The organism is Escherichia sp. E2562 (assembly GCF_005781075.1).
GTDB lineage: Bacteria > Pseudomonadota > Gammaproteobacteria > Enterobacterales > Enterobacteriaceae > Escherichia.
The window spans coordinates 137,669-151,669 of sequence record NZ_VATM01000006.1 but is presented as its reverse complement, the minus strand read 5'-3'; the positions used below and the strand labels follow the sequence as shown (position 1 = coordinate 151,669).

The following is a 14,001-nucleotide window of genomic DNA, read 5'->3' as shown; positions in this document are numbered from 1 at the left end:
GTGTCGGATGTGGCGCAAACGCCTTATCTGACCTACGGTTCGCTATACCAGGTAGACCTGATAAAACGCGAACAGCGTCGCATCAGGCACATTGCCAGTGTCGGATGCGGCGCGAGCGCCTTATTTGAACTACGGCATTTCTGGCGGCGTGATGCCGAAGTGGTTCCACGCCCGCACTGTCGCCATACGCCCGCGTGGTGTACGCTGCAAAAAGCCTTGCTGAATCAAATAAGGCTCCAGCACATCCTCAATGGTTTCACGTTCTTCGCCAATAGCCGCCGCCAGGTTATCCAGACCTACAGGCCCACCAAAGAATTTATCGATTACCGCCAGCAACAATTTGCGGTCCATATAATCGAAACCTTCAGCATCGACATTCAGCATATCCAGCGCCTGGGCGGCGATATCTGCCGAGATGGTACCATCATGCTTCACTTCGGCGAAATCACGCACTCGACGCAGCAGGCGGTTGGCAATACGTGGCGTACCACGCGCCCGACGCGCCACTTCCAGCGCGCCATCGTCACTCATCTCGAGCCCCATAAAGCGCGCACTACGACTGACGATATATTGCAGATCTGGCACCTGATAAAACTCCAGACGTTGCACAATACCAAAACGGTCGCGCAACGGTGATGTCAGCGAACCTGCGCGCGTGGTTGCACCAATCAGGGTAAACGGGGGCAAATCAATTTTAATGGAGCGTGCCGCCGGACCTTCACCAATCATGATATCCAGTTGGTAGTCTTCCATTGCCGGATACAACACCTCTTCCACCACTGGTGAAAGACGGTGGATCTCATCAATAAACAGCACGTCATGCGGTTCAAGGTTAGTGAGCATTGCTGCCAGATCGCCGGCCTTTTCCAGCACCGGACCGGAAGTCGTGCGTAAATTAACGCCCATTTCATTGGCGACAATGTTAGCAAGCGTGGTTTTACCTAAACCCGGAGGGCCAAAAATCAACAGATGATCGAGGGCATCGCCGCGCAGTTTCGCTGCTTTGATGAAAATCTCCATCTGTGAACGAACCTGCGGCTGACCAACATACTCTTCCAGTAATTTGGGGCGAATGGCGCGATCTGCCACATCTTCCGGCAAAGTCGTACCGGCAGAAATTAGACGGTCTGCTTCAATCATCCTTTACCTCATAACGCGGCGCGCAGAGCTTCGCGAATTAATGTTTCACTGCTGGCGTCAGGGCGAGCAATTTTGCTCACCATCCGGCTGGCTTCTTGTGGTTTATAGCCCAGTGCCACCAGCGCAGCAACCGCTTCCTGTTCAGCATCATCGGTTGCCGGGCTGGCAGGCGACGTGAGCACCAGATCGGCGGCTGGCGTAAACAGATCGCCATGCAAACCTTTAAATCGGTCTTTCATTTCGACAATTAAACGCTCGGCGGTTTTTTTGCCAATACCCGGCAATTTCACCAGTGCTCCCACTTCTTCACGTTCAACGGCATTAACGAACTGCTGCGCTGACATTCCGGAGAGGATCGCCAGTGCCAACTTGGGGCCGACGCCGTTGGTTTTGATCAACTCTTTGAACAACGTGCGCTCTTGTTTATTGTTAAAACCGTACAGTAGTTGCGCGTCTTCACGCACCACAAAGTGGGTGAAAACGATCGCTTCCTGACCCGCTTCAGGGAGCTCATAAAAACAGGTCATCGGCATATGCACTTCATAGCCTACGCCGCCCACTTCAATTAACACCAGCGGGGGTTGTTTTTCAATGATGATGCCTCTGAGTCTGCCTATCACATGACGCTCCTGCGTAATGAATCAAAGATAATGCTGTATGATAAAAAAATGCTGGATAGATATCCAGCGAAGGATGAAGAAAACTTGCGAGGCGTCCCGATGATCTGAAAAATGGCGCAGTATAATTTATTCTACAGGTTATATTGGAAGCAAATATTTGAATATTACATATTCAGTGAGTTAATGCGTAAAAAAAATATACATTTCGACTCCTGAAAAATAAACTTTTTTATGTTATTACGTGTATTCATATTTATTTCAATGGAATGACAACGTGAATATTAATTACCCTGCTGAATATGAAATTGGTGATATCGTCTTTACATGTATAGGTGCTGCCTTATTTGGTCAAATATCAGCAGCATCAAATTGCTGGAGTAATCACGTCGGGATCATTATCGGTCATAACGGTGAAGACTTCCTGGTTGCAGAAAGCCGGGTTCCCCTTTCAACCATCACCACGCTATCCCGTTTTATTAAACGTTCTTCTAATCAACGCTATGCTATAAAGCGATTAGACGCAGGGCTAACAGAACAACAAAAACAACGAATTGTTGAACAGGTTCCCTCCCGGCTACGCAAACTCTACCACACCGGTTTTAAATACGAATCTTCACGCCAGTTCTGTTCAAAATTTGTCTTTGATATTTATAAAGAGGCGCTATGTATTCCGGTGGGTGAAATAGAGACATTTGGAGAATTGTTAAATAGCAATCCGAATGCAAAACTCACTTTCTGGAAATTCTGGTTCTTAGGTTCTATTCCGTGTGATCGTAAAACGGTTACGCCAGCGAGTTTGTGGCATCATCCGAGTCTAATGTTGATTCATGCGGAGGGAGTAGAAACGCCTCAGCCTGAACTGACTGAAGCGTGATAATTTAGCGCAGTCGCCCTCTCGCCAGGTTCAGCCGCGATTCGCTCATCTGCATCGCATTCTGGCTGACATGGCAGTGGGTGATGGCAATCGCCAGCGCATCGGCGGCATCCGCCTGTGGATTAGCAGGTAATTTCAGCAAGGTACGCACCATATGCTGCACCTGGCTTTTTTCGGCGCTACCAATGCCCACCACTGTTTGCTTCACCTGACGCGCAGCATATTCAAACACCGGCAATTCCTGATTCACCGCTGCCACAATCGCCACGCCTCGTGCCTGCCCCAGTTTCAGGGCAGAGTCAGCGTTCTTCGCCATAAAGACTTGTTCGATTGCGAAATAATCGGGCTGGAACTGGGTGATGATTTCCGTCACGCCCGCATAGATCAGTTTCAGACGAGACGGTAAATCATCCACTTTGGTGCGTATGCATCCGCTACCCAAGTAGGACAGTTGCCTGCCCACCTGACGGATAACACCGTAGCCGGTAACGCGCGAACCCGGGTCAATACCGAGAATAATAGACATCACGCGTCTCCGTTTTGTTGTTTAGCCGGCCTCATCAGAGGGTCGCTGCAACCTCATCAGAGATCTCACCGTTATGGTAAACTTCCTGCACGTCGTCACAGTCTTCCAGCATATCGATCAGACGCATCAGTTTCGGTGCAGTTTCTGCATCCATATCGGCTTTGGTTGACGGGATCATGGAAACTTCTGCGCTGTCTGCTTTCAGACCTGCCGCTTCCAGAGCGTCGCGTACTTTACCCATCTCTTCCCATGCAGTGTAGACGTCGATCGCGCCGTCATCATAGGTCACAACGTCTTCAGCACCTGCTTCCAGTGCTGCTTCCATGATGGTGTCTTCGTCGCCTTTCTCGAAGGAGATCACGCCTTTTTTGCTGAACAGATAGGCTACGGAACCGTCAGTACCGAGGTTACCGCCACATTTGCTGAATGCGTGACGCACTTCAGCAACGGTACGGTTGCGGTTGTCAGACAGACATTCAATCATGATTGCCGTGCCGCCAGGGCCGTAACCTTCGTAGATGATGGTTTCCATGTTTGCATCATCATCACCGCCCACACCACGTGCAATTGCGCGGTTCAGGGTGTCACGGGTCATGTTGTTAGACAGTGCTTTATCAATTGCTGCACGCAGACGCGGGTTAGCGTCCGGATCGCCACCGCCCAGCTTAGCCGCGGTTACCAGCTCACGAATGATTTTAGTGAAGATTTTACCGCGCTTAGCATCCTGCGCAGCTTTACGATGTCTGGTGTTGGCCCATTTACTATGACCTGCCATAAAAATATCTCCAGATAGCCCTGCCTGTTCAGGCAGCGTTAATAACAAACTGTTCAATCGCCTGCCGGTTGCTCCATGACTTAGTGAGCGCCGCCGCAGCAGGCGCATCAAGCCACTTGTAAGCCAGATGTTCAGTGAAAACAATCTGGCGCTCGTGCGGGAGCGCAAGACAGAACCATGATTCCGTATTGCGCGTCACGCCCGGCGCATAGCGATGACGTAAATGTGAAAAAATTTCAAACTCTACCGTGCGCTGACAGTCAATTAAGGTCAGTTGTTCAGCGACAACATCGATGGTGACCTCTTCCTTTACTTCGCGCATGGCAGCTTGCGGCGCGGTTTCACCCTCTTCCACGCTGCCGGTTACCGACTGCCAGAAATCGGGATCGTCACGCCGCTGCAACATCAGCACCCGTTTCGTATCTTGTGCATAGATGACCACTAAGATCGAAACGGGACGCTTATACACTTTAACCTTCACGCTGCCTCTTCGTTGACTGCCTTCGCTCATCCCATTCACATAGTTATCTATGCTCATGGGAGTTCACTCAGTTGCCGCCTCGATGCAACGCGAATGATTTCGTGTATTTGAGTCATATCAGTTATTCTCAGCCTTCTTCACAACCTGAATGCTCAGCTCAGCCAGTGCAGTCGGGTTAGCAAAGCTCGGTGCTTCAGTCATCAGGCACGCTGCTGCCGTGGTTTTCGGGAAGGCGATAACGTCACGAATGTTGTCGGTGCCAGTCAGCAGCATGGTCAGACGGTCAAGACCAAATGCCAGACCTGCGTGCGGCGGAGTACCGTATTTCAGGGCGTCGAGCAGGAAGCCGAATTTCTCGCGCTGTTCCTCTTCGGTTATCCCCAGAATGCCAAACACCGTCTGCTGCATATCACCATTATGGATACGCACTGAACCACCGCCCACTTCGTAACCATTGATGACCATATCGTAAGCATTCGCCACCGCATTTTCCGGTGCAGCTTTCAGTTCTGCCGCCGTCATGTCTTTCGGCGCGGTGAACGGATGGTGCATTGCCGTCAGGCCGCCTTCACCGTCGTCTTCAAACATCGGGAAGTCGATAACCCACAGCGGTGCCCATTTGCTTTCGTCGGTCAGGCCAAGGTCTTTACCCACTTTCAGACGTAGTGCGCCCATCGCGTCGGCAACAATTTTCTTGTTGTCGGCACCGAAGAAAATCATATCGCCATCTTGCGCGGCAGTACGATCCAGGATGGCTTCGATGATTTCCGCATTAAGGAACTTCGCTACCGGGCTGTTGATACCTTCCAGACCTTTCGCGCGTTCGTTAACTTTGATGTAAGCCAGACCTTTCGCGCCGTAGATTTTAACGAAGTTACCGTATTCGTCGATCTGCTTACGGGTCAGCGATGCGCCACCCGGAACACGCAGAGCGGCAACTCGGCCTTTCGGATCGTTCGCTGGACCTGCAAATACTGCAAACTCAACGGATTTCAGCAGATCGGCAACGTCGGTCAGTTCCATCGGGTTACGCAGGTCCGGTTTGTCGGAGCCGTAACGGCGTTCAGCTTCCGCAAAGGTCATTACCGGGAAATCGCCCAGATCAATGCCCTTCACTTCCAGCCACAAATGACGCACCAGCGCTTCCATCACTTCACGCACTTGCGGCGCGGTCATGAAAGAAGTTTCCACATCGATCTGAGTAAATTCAGGCTGACGATCAGCGCGCAGGTCTTCGTCACGGAAGCATTTAACGATCTGATAGTAGCGGTCAAAACCGGACATCATCAGCAGCTGTTTGAACAACTGCGGGGATTGCGGCAGCGCGTAGAATTTACCTTTGTGCACACGAGAAGGCACCAGGTAGTCACGCGCGCCTTCCGGCGTGGCTTTAGTCAGCATCGGAGTTTCAATGTCGAGGAAACCGTGGTCGTCCATAAAACGACGCACCAGACTGGTGATTTTCGCACGGGTTTTCAGGCGCTGAGCCATTTCCGGGCGACGCAGGTCAAGATAGCGGTACTTCAGACGCGCTTCTTCGGTGTTGACGTGGTTGGAGTCAAGCGGCAGAACGTCTGCGCGGTTGATGATGGTCAGCGAGGAAGCCAGCACTTCGATTTCGCCAGTCGCCATATCGCGGTTGATATTTTTTTCGTCACGCGCACGTACGGTGCCCGTGACCTGAATGCAGAACTCATTACGCAGTTCAGAGGCCAGCTTTAACGCGTCCGCACGATCCGGATCGAAAAATACCTGCACGATACCTTCGCGGTCGCGCATATCGATAAAGATCAAGCTACCAAGATCACGACGACGGTTGACCCAACCACACAGAGTCACCTGCTGCCCCACGTGGGACAAACGGAGCTGTCCACAATATTCTGTACGCATGAGATATCCCTTAACTTAGCTGCTGGCGGATGTCCCCTGCTGTGCAGGTGACCTGAGTCGCAGCGTTAGCTGTATGTCACAACTGAATGAAAAAAGGCGGCTATTATACTGGAAATTCTGCCGCACCGTAAGAGCCTGGCCCGCGCTGGAACGCCTCGTTACCACTTTATGTCGGGCCTGAAATCAGACTCTACGCCAGTTTGCTATAAAGGTGTTGCCCGAACTCATAAAAATTAACAAAATTTGTCGTTCCGCCATCGGCTAATCGCATTAAGGTGAGAGGCACAATTTTGTTTTATCTGGAGTGATCATGCTTGAACTTAATGCCAAAACCACAGCGCTGGTTGTGATTGATTTACAGGAAGGCATCTTGCCTTTTGCCGGTGGTCCGCATACTGCCGAAGACGTGGTGAATCGCGCAGGAAAACTGGCGGCGAAATTTCGCGCGAGCGGTCAGCCCGTGTTTCTGGTGCGTGTTGGCTGGTCTGCCGATTATGCTGAAGCATTGAAACAGCCGGTCGATGCGCCCTCACCGGCCAAAGTGTTGCCCGAAAATTGGTGGCAACATCCTGCTGCATTAGGTGCAACCGACAGCGATATCGAAATCATCAAACGTCAATGGGGTGCGTTTTACGGTACGGATCTGGAGTTGCAATTACGCCGCCGAGGTATCGATACAATAGTGTTATGTGGGATCTCGACCAATATCGGCGTTGAGTCCACCGCCCGCAATGCCTGGGAACTCGGTTTTAATCTGGTGATTGCCGAAGATGCCTGTAGCGCCGCCAGTGCCGAGCAGCACCATAACAGCATCAACCATATCTATCCACGCATCGCCCGTGTGCGCAGCGTGGAAGAGATCCTCAACGCGTTATGATTTATATCGGTCTGCCACAATGGTCGCATCCTAAATGGGTGCGGTTGGGGATAACCAGCCTGGAAGAGTATGCCCGCTACTTTAATTGCGTGGAGGGCAACACCACGCTATACGCCCTGCCGAAACCCGAGGTTGTCCTGCGCTGGCGGGAGCAGACCACAGATGACTTCCGCTTCTGTTTTAAGTTTCCGGCGACCATTTCGCATCAGGCAGCGTTGCGTCATTGCGATGATTTAACCAGTGAATTTTTGACCCGTATGTCACCGCTGGCTCCGCGCATTGGGCAATACTGGCTGCAACTGCCTGCCACCTTCGGCCCACAGGATTTGCCTGCGCTTTGGCATTTTCTCGATACTCTTCCCGACGAGTTTCCCTATGGCGTGGAAGTGCGTCATCCGTTGTTTTTCGCCAAAGGGGAAGCGGAACAAACGCTTAATCGCGGTTTGCATCAGCGCGCCGTTAATCGGGTGATTTTAGATAGCCGTCCAGTTCATGCTGCACCTCCGCATAATGAAGCCATACGCGACGCTCAACGGAAGAAACCGAAGGTTCCGGTACATGCCGTACTAACGGCGACAAATCCGCTGATCCGTTTTATCGGCAGCGATGATATGGCGCAAAACAGGGAATTATTTCAGGTCTGGTTACAGAAATTAGCGCAGTGGCAGCAGAGCACCACGCCTTATCTTTTTCTGCACACGCCAGATATTGCCCAGGCACCGGAGCTGGTACATACACTGTGGGAAGACTTACGTAAAATGCTTCCAGAGATCGGAGCAGTCCCGGCTATTCCACAGCAATCTTCTCTTTTCTGAATTTGCCACCTATCATAGACAAGTGCCATCGGCCATTTTAAAGGGAGTTTGTATGGTAAGCGCGCTGTATGCCGTTTTAGGTGCGTTGTTATTAATGAAGTTCTCTTTTGATGTTGTTCGCCTGCGAATGCAGTATCGCGTTGCCTATGGCGACGGCGGTTTTAGCGAACTACAAAGCGCTATTCGTATTCATGGCAATGCGGTGGAATATATTCCCATCGCGATTGTATTGATGCTATTTATGGAAATGAATGGTGCTGAAACCTGGATGGTGCATATTTGCGGCCTCGTTTTGCTCGCTGGTCGTCTGATGCATTATTACGGTTTCCATCACCGTCTGTTTCGCTGGCGACGTTCTGGTATGAGCGCCACCTGGTGTGCGCTATTGCTGATGGTGCTGGCGAATCTTTGGTATATGCCCTGGGAGTTGGTTTTCTCCCTACGTTAGCGCACAATATGCCACTTTCTTTTTCCCGGATTTTTACGTTATGTCTCACCGCGACACGCTATTTTCTGCCCCTATCGCCAGACTGGGCGACTGGACCTTTGATGAACGGGTAGCTGAAGTCTTCCCGGATATGATCCAACGTTCCGTTCCCGGCTACTCCAATATTATTTCAATGATTGGTATGTTAGCTGAACGCTTCGTTCAACCGGGTACGCAGATTTACGATCTGGGCTGTTCTTTGGGCGCGGCGACGCTCTCAGTGCGTCGCAACATTCATCATGATAATTGTAAAATTATCGCCATCGACAATTCCCCGGCAATGATTGAACGCTGCCGCCGTCATATCGACGCCTATAAAGCGCCTACGCCTGTTGATGTTATTGAAGGTGATATTCGTGATATTGCCATTGAAAACGCGTCGATGGTGGTACTGAATTTTACCCTGCAATTCCTGGAACCTTCCGAGCGCCAGGCGTTACTGGATAAAATTTATCAAGGGCTAAACCCGGGCGGCGCGCTGGTGCTTTCGGAAAAATTTAGTTTCGAAGATGCCAAAGTTGGTGAACTGCTGTTCAACATGCACCACGATTTTAAACGTGCCAACGGCTACAGCGAGCTGGAAATCAGCCAGAAGCGCAGCATGTTAGAAAACGTCATGCTGACCGATTCCGTGGAAACCCACAAGGCACGCCTGCATAAAGCCGGTTTTGAGCATAGCGAGCTGTGGTTCCAGTGCTTTAATTTTGGTTCACTGGTGGCATTAAAAGCAGAGGACGCTGCATGATCGACTTTGGTAACTTTTATTCTCTGATTGCCAAAAATCATCTTTCACACTGGCTCGAAACGCTGCCCGCGCAGATTGCTAACTGGCAGCGCGAGCAGCAGCACGGTCTGTTTAAACAGTGGTCCAACGCGGTGGAATTTCTGCCTGAAATTAAACCGTATCGTCTTGATTTACTGCGTAGCGTGACGGCGGAAAGCGAAGAGCCACTGAGCGCCGGGCAGATTAAGCGCATTGAGACTCTGATGCGCAACCTGATGCCGTGGCGCAAAGGGCCGTTCTCACTGTATGGCGTCAACATCGATACCGAGTGGCGTTCCGACTGGAAATGGGATCGTGTTCTGCCCCATCTTTCTGATTTAACCGGGCGCACCATTCTTGATGTCGGCTGCGGCAGCGGCTATCACATGTGGCGCATGATTGGCGCAGGCGCACACCTTGCGGTGGGTATCGACCCTACGCAACTATTCCTCTGCCAGTTTGAAGCAGTGCGTAAACTGTTGGGTAACGACCAACGGGCGCATCTGCTGCCGTTAGGGATTGAACAACTTCCGGCACTGAAAGCCTTTGATACCGTCTTTTCGATGGGCGTGCTTTATCATCGTCGTTCACCGCTGGAACATCTGTGGCAGTTGAAAGATCAACTGGTGAATGAGGGTGAACTGGTGCTTGAAACACTGGTTATTGATGGCGACGAAAACACGGTGCTGGTACCAGGCGATCGTTACGCACAAATGCGTAATGTTTATTTCATCCCGTCGGCCCTGGCGTTGAAAAACTGGCTGAAGAAGTGTGGTTTTGTTGATATTCGCATTGCGGATGTGAGTGTCACCACTACAGAAGAGCAGCGACGCACTGAATGGATGGTCACCGAGTCTCTGGCCGATTTTCTCGACCCGCATGATCCGGGTAAGACGGTAGAAGGTTATCCTGCGCCTAAACGCGCGGTGCTAATTGCGCGTAAGCCGTAAAGGTCTGGTAATACTGCCGGATGCGGCGTGAACGCCTTATCCGGCCTACAAAGTCTTGCTAATTCAGTATATTGCAGGGACTATGTAGGCCTGATAAGCATAGCACATCAGGCAGTTTTGCGTTTGCATAACCTCAGCGCCCGTTTCCGGGCGCTTTTCACGTCTTATGCCTGAATAGCTGGCTGATCAAACGCCGTTAACTTCGGCGCATTGCCCGTATATTTTTCGATATACACCAGCGCAGAGTTACCGGCACAGGCATTCGCCAGCTGCGAGCTGGGGATATCCGCCGTTAACACGTTCGCACTGCCGTTTTTACACAAGCCATTTTCCAGATCCGGCCATGCACCTTCATGCACGCATACAACGCCTTTTTTGATCCCGTCAGTCACCACAGCGCCTGTCAGGATCTGACCACGTTTATTCCAGACACGGACCAGATCGCCATTTGCAATACCAAACCGAGCTGCATCTTCGGTGTGAATTGTGATCGGCTCACGATCGGCAACCGCATATTTTTTACGCAGCTCCGCATAGTTAAGCTGACTGTGTAGACGATGTGCCGGATGCGCGGTCAGAAGCTGCAACTGCTTCTCGTCGGCGGTACCTTTCCATTCATCAGGAGCCAGCCAGGTCGGGTGTGCCGGGCAATCCTTATAGCCAAATTTTTCCAGTGTTTTTGAGTAGATTTCAATTTTGCCACTTGGTGTACCCAGCGCGTTTTTCACCGGATCGGCGCGGAAATCGCCATAGCGAACATATTGCTCGTTCTTCTCGCTGCGGTGCATTTCAAGCAGTTTATTTTGCTGCCAGAAGGCATTAAACATTGGCATAGTCACGCGTTGCGCACGCGCACCTTTCTGGGCGGCATCATAGAAAAATTTCAGCCACGCCATTTCATCTTTACCTTCGGTATAGATCTCTTTTCCGCCAGGTTTCAGTAATTCCGCAAGATCGGCAAACACGTCAAAATCGTTACGCGCTTCAAATTGCGGAGCGACAGCTTGCTTCATCGGCACAATATGCTGGTTGCTATAATCACCGGTCATCGTCAGGTCATTGCGCTCAAACGATGTGGTGATCGGTAATACGATATCTGCGTGTTTGGCTGCTGCGGTCCAGTAGCATTCAGAAACGACGATCATCTCCGGTTTCTGCCAAGCTTTAATCAGGCGATTAGTATCCTGGTGATGAGTAAAGTTACCGCCACCCGCCCACCAGATCATTTTGATATTCGGATACGTTTGTTCTTTACCGTTATGCTGATATTTGCCGCCAGGATTTTCCAGCGCATCGACAATACGGGCGACCGGAATCGCGGTCATTCCGCCATCATCAGCTTCCTCACTTGCCTGTCCGGCAATCGCCGCAGACATTTCTGGCAGCACGCCGCCAACTCGCGTAGGGTTGCCACCGTTGGAGTAATGATAAGAGAAACCAAAACCGCCGCCCGGTGTACCAATTTGCCCTAACATCGCCGCCAGCGTCACCAGCATCCAGTGTTTCTGTTCGCCGTATTGCTGGCGTTGGATCCCCCAACCAGCCATCAGCATCGTGCGATTCGCCACCATCAGTTCAGCGAGTTTGACAATCTGCGCTTCCGGTACACCAGTAATTTCTGCCGCCCAGGCCGCACTCTTCGGCGTATTATCGTTCTTGCCGGTCAGATACTCTTCAAACTGCGGATAACCGGTGGTGTATTTCTCAAGGAAGGCTTTATCGTGTTTGCCTTGAGTCATCAGGGTATGCGCGATGCCTAACATCAGCGCCACGTCGGTCCCCATATTCGGCGCGATCCAGGTCGCGTTATCGCCAAAGAACTCGATTGTTTCGGAACGGATAGGGTCGATGGCAATCACTGGTTTGCCCGATTTTTTCAGCTGATGGAAGTATTCCAGCCCTTGTTCATCGGTACTGCTCCAGGCAATTTTTAAGGTATTCAGCGGGTTCATGCCCCACAACACCACCAGCTGACTGTTTTCCAGAATCAGCGACCAGGAAGTCTGCTGTTCATAGACCTCCACAGAACCGACAACGTGCGGCATGATCACCTGCGCAGCCCCGGTAGAGTAATCGCCACTATGCCCGGAATATCCCCCCGCCAGATTCATATAACGTTGCATCAGCGTTTGCGCTTTATGCAGCACCCCTGATGAACGCCAGCCGTAAGACCCTGCAAAAATGGCCGAAGGGCCGTTGGCCTTGCGGATGCGATCGTGTTGCTCATGAATCAGTTTTAATGCCTGTTCCCAGCTCACCTGAACGTAACTGTCTTCGCCACGACCTTTTGCCGGTTGCAGTGGATTGTCGAGATAACTTTTTCTCACCATCGGATGCTGAATACGCGCCGTAGTGTGTACCTGATCCGCCGCCGTAGACTGTAACGAGTTCGGGATAGTCTTCGCCAGCGCGCCTGTCGAAGAAACAATCTTACCGTCCTTCACTTCTACGTTCATCGCTCCCCAACGACCCGCGGTGAGGATTTTTCCGCCCTTCTCTTCTGCCCATGCGGGTAACGGCGTAGCCGATGTCACCACCAGCGCCCCGGCAGCAATACCGCTATGTTTAATAAACTCACGTCTTGTTAATGTCATAACTTCCTCCCTAATCTACGAGGATCACTGTTTTTCGGTAATATCTTTGGCGTTGTACTGGAAGTACCGCGTCAAAATGTCCAGTTCGTTTTCGCTCATGCTGGTTCGCGCCCCCATTCCTTTGGCGATAGAGGGCCAGGCATTGACGGTGTAATGGTCAGCGGCAATAGGCGCATGGCAGCCAGCACAATAGGTGTCATCGAGTTTTTCAGCGTATTGCCATAACGGTTTACGATCCGCTAATACGGGATCGATTAGCGCCCCTTGTAATGACGCCTGACGCCATTGATTACCGTATTCGTCAGCCTGCCATTCCCCGTTTACCGTTATCGCCTTGATACCTTCATCACTTAATGTGGCTAGCGCCAGACGTTGACCTGCCGCCAGGTAGAGCGTGTTTTCACTGCCCTGCATTTGATAACCCTGCAACAGAACGATCGGCTGTTTGCCACTGGCATCAACGACGGTGAGATCGGTACCAGGATTCACAGTGGCCAGTTCGCCTATGTGGGAAGGTTTGAAAGGATAAATATGTGCGCCATTGGTCACAGAAGTGGCAGCCTGACTTTCCAGTTCATGCGCCTCGTTGTCATCCATTTTTATTTCTGGCGGGAAATGGGCAATTCCTTTATGACAATCAATACACGTTTCACCCTCCTTTTGCGCTTTGGTATGCATTTTCTGCGCAGATTCACTTTGCGAGGCAATATCCATCGCATCAAAAGAATGGCAACTACGGCACGTTGCAGAATCCGATGCTTTTAATTCTTTCCATACTGTTTCGGCCATTTCCTGACGATGCGCTTCGAACTTATCGTCACTGTCTATTTTGCCGCTAACAAATTCATGATAAATATCTTTAGATGCTTTTAATTTGGCAAATAAATAATCCATCCCTGACTTTGGAATATGGCAATCGGCACATTCCGCACGTATACCTTTCTGGTTCGCAAAGTGGACAGTTCCCTGATATTCCTCAAAAGGTTTACTCATCGAGTGGCAGGAAAGACAAAATGCTGTATCCGACGTTTTATGTAAGGCTTTTTGCGCAAGCAATAACCCGCCGCCACCAACCACAACCGCTATCAGCAGAAAAAATAACCCAATGCGTTTTTTCCCTCGCATAGATTCCTCTAATTAAATTCCAGGACACCGAAATCATTGTATAAATAAATACACAACGAATTGACTACTTGCTTAATTCGGCAC

General features: G+C 50.9%; 14 protein-coding genes and 1 pseudogene. 6 read left to right on the top strand and 9 right to left on the bottom strand.

Features of this window, described 5'->3' with window-relative positions; translation table 11 throughout:
- Positions 1-129: 129 nt before the first annotated feature.
- The 3 genes and pseudogenes from ruvB to yobI form a co-directional block, all read right to left on the bottom strand.
- Entirely contained in the window at positions 130-1,140 is a 1,011-nt protein-coding gene (ruvB, locus tag FEK43_RS12320; protein WP_000568522.1) for a Holliday junction branch migration DNA helicase RuvB, read from the bottom strand.
- Between the two features lie 8 nt (positions 1,141-1,148).
- Positions 1,149-1,760 (bottom strand): Holliday junction branch migration protein RuvA, encoded by a 612-nt coding sequence (gene ruvA / locus FEK43_RS12315; protein WP_000580323.1) that lies wholly within the window; start codon positions 1,758-1,760, stop codon positions 1,149-1,151.
- Between the two features lie 138 nt (positions 1,761-1,898).
- Positions 1,899-1,964: pseudogene (yobI, locus tag FEK43_RS12310) on the bottom strand (stress response small protein YobI).
- A 70-nt stretch (positions 1,965-2,034) separates the two neighbouring features.
- Between yobI and FEK43_RS12305 the strand changes: the two are divergent.
- Entirely contained in the window at positions 2,035-2,634 is a 600-nt protein-coding gene (locus tag FEK43_RS12305) for a YebB family permuted papain-like enzyme (protein WP_135407066.1), read from the top strand.
- Positions 2,635-2,638: 4 nt separating this feature from the next.
- Here FEK43_RS12305 and ruvC read toward each other — a convergent pair whose 3' ends face one another.
- From ruvC to aspS, 4 genes are all read right to left on the bottom strand, one after another.
- Entirely contained in the window at positions 2,639-3,160 is a 522-nt protein-coding gene (gene ruvC, locus FEK43_RS12300) for a crossover junction endodeoxyribonuclease RuvC (protein WP_010350951.1), read from the bottom strand.
- Between the two features lie 34 nt (positions 3,161-3,194).
- Positions 3,195-3,935, bottom strand: a complete 741-nt coding sequence (locus FEK43_RS12295; protein WP_000907234.1) for a YebC/PmpR family DNA-binding transcriptional regulator — start codon at positions 3,933-3,935, stop codon at positions 3,195-3,197.
- Between the two features lie 28 nt (positions 3,936-3,963).
- Positions 3,964-4,416: a dihydroneopterin triphosphate diphosphatase gene (gene nudB / locus FEK43_RS12290; RefSeq protein WP_131161209.1), complete on the bottom strand. Its 453-nt coding sequence runs from the start codon at positions 4,414-4,416 to the stop codon at positions 3,964-3,966.
- A gap of 117 nt (positions 4,417-4,533) precedes the next feature.
- Positions 4,534-6,306, bottom strand: a complete 1,773-nt coding sequence (gene aspS / locus FEK43_RS12285; protein WP_130208496.1) for an aspartate--tRNA ligase — start codon at positions 6,304-6,306, stop codon at positions 4,534-4,536.
- Positions 6,307-6,616: 310 nt separating this feature from the next.
- On the opposite strand from aspS, the gene FEK43_RS12280 reads away from it, so the two are divergent.
- The 5 genes from FEK43_RS12280 to cmoB are packed head-to-tail and all read left to right on the top strand — an operon-like array spanning position 6,617 to position 10,198.
- The gene (locus tag FEK43_RS12280; RefSeq protein WP_130259909.1) at positions 6,617-7,183 is read left to right on the top strand and encodes a hydrolase; all 567 of its coding nucleotides are present in this window, start codon (positions 6,617-6,619) and stop codon (positions 7,181-7,183) included.
- Positions 7,180-7,998 (top strand): DUF72 domain-containing protein, encoded by an 819-nt coding sequence (locus tag FEK43_RS12275; RefSeq protein ID WP_135407068.1) that lies wholly within the window; start codon positions 7,180-7,182, stop codon positions 7,996-7,998. Before FEK43_RS12280 ends, FEK43_RS12275 begins: the two co-directional genes overlap by 4 nt.
- 52 nt (positions 7,999-8,050) lie before the next feature.
- On the top strand, positions 8,051-8,446 hold the full coding sequence (locus FEK43_RS12270) for an MAPEG family protein (RefSeq protein ID WP_130208499.1): 396 nt from the start codon (positions 8,051-8,053) through the stop codon (positions 8,444-8,446).
- Between the two features lie 40 nt (positions 8,447-8,486).
- On the top strand, positions 8,487-9,230 hold the full coding sequence (gene cmoA / locus FEK43_RS12265) for a carboxy-S-adenosyl-L-methionine synthase CmoA (protein WP_130208500.1): 744 nt from the start codon (positions 8,487-8,489) through the stop codon (positions 9,228-9,230).
- On the top strand, positions 9,227-10,198 hold the full coding sequence (gene cmoB, locus FEK43_RS12260; protein ID WP_135407071.1) for a tRNA 5-methoxyuridine(34)/uridine 5-oxyacetic acid(34) synthase CmoB: 972 nt from the start codon (positions 9,227-9,229) through the stop codon (positions 10,196-10,198). The genes cmoA and cmoB overlap by 4 nt, the downstream gene beginning before the upstream one ends.
- A gap of 164 nt (positions 10,199-10,362) precedes the next feature.
- Here cmoB and torZ read toward each other — a convergent pair whose 3' ends face one another.
- Complete coding sequence (torZ, locus tag FEK43_RS12255; RefSeq protein ID WP_135407074.1) at positions 10,363-12,792, bottom strand: trimethylamine N-oxide reductase TorZ; 2,430 nt, start codon at positions 12,790-12,792, stop codon at positions 10,363-10,365.
- 24 nt (positions 12,793-12,816) lie between these two features.
- Complete coding sequence (locus FEK43_RS12250; RefSeq protein ID WP_138158565.1) at positions 12,817-13,917, bottom strand: NapC/NirT family cytochrome c; 1,101 nt, start codon at positions 13,915-13,917, stop codon at positions 12,817-12,819.
- Positions 13,918-14,001 lie beyond the last annotated feature (84 nt).

Bases quoted from the DNA above. Each gene is read 5' to 3' on its own strand.
- cmoA (WP_130208500.1), top strand. From the start codon at position 8,487: ATGTCTCACCGCGACACGCTATTTTCTGCCCCTATCGCCAGACTGGGC.
- FEK43_RS12270 (WP_130208499.1), top strand. From the start codon at position 8,051: ATGGTAAGCGCGCTGTATGCCGTTTTAGGTGCGTTGTTATTAATGAAG.
- ruvC (WP_010350951.1), bottom strand. From the start codon at position 3,160: ATGTCTATTATTCTCGGTATTGACCCGGGTTCGCGCGTTACCGGCTAC.
- FEK43_RS12250 (WP_138158565.1), bottom strand. From the start codon at position 13,917: ATGCGAGGGAAAAAACGCATTGGGTTATTTTTTCTGCTGATAGCGGTT.
- FEK43_RS12275 (WP_135407068.1), top strand. From the start codon at position 7,180: ATGATTTATATCGGTCTGCCACAATGGTCGCATCCTAAATGGGTGCGG.
- FEK43_RS12295 (WP_000907234.1), bottom strand. From the start codon at position 3,935: ATGGCAGGTCATAGTAAATGGGCCAACACCAGACATCGTAAAGCTGCG.
- cmoB (WP_135407071.1), top strand. From the start codon at position 9,227: ATGATCGACTTTGGTAACTTTTATTCTCTGATTGCCAAAAATCATCTT.
- aspS (WP_130208496.1), bottom strand. From the start codon at position 6,306: ATGCGTACAGAATATTGTGGACAGCTCCGTTTGTCCCACGTGGGGCAG.
- torZ (WP_135407074.1), bottom strand. From the start codon at position 12,792: ATGACATTAACAAGACGTGAGTTTATTAAACATAGCGGTATTGCTGCC.
- FEK43_RS12280 (WP_130259909.1), top strand. From the start codon at position 6,617: ATGCTTGAACTTAATGCCAAAACCACAGCGCTGGTTGTGATTGATTTA.
- ruvB (WP_000568522.1), bottom strand. From the start codon at position 1,140: ATGATTGAAGCAGACCGTCTAATTTCTGCCGGTACGACTTTGCCGGAA.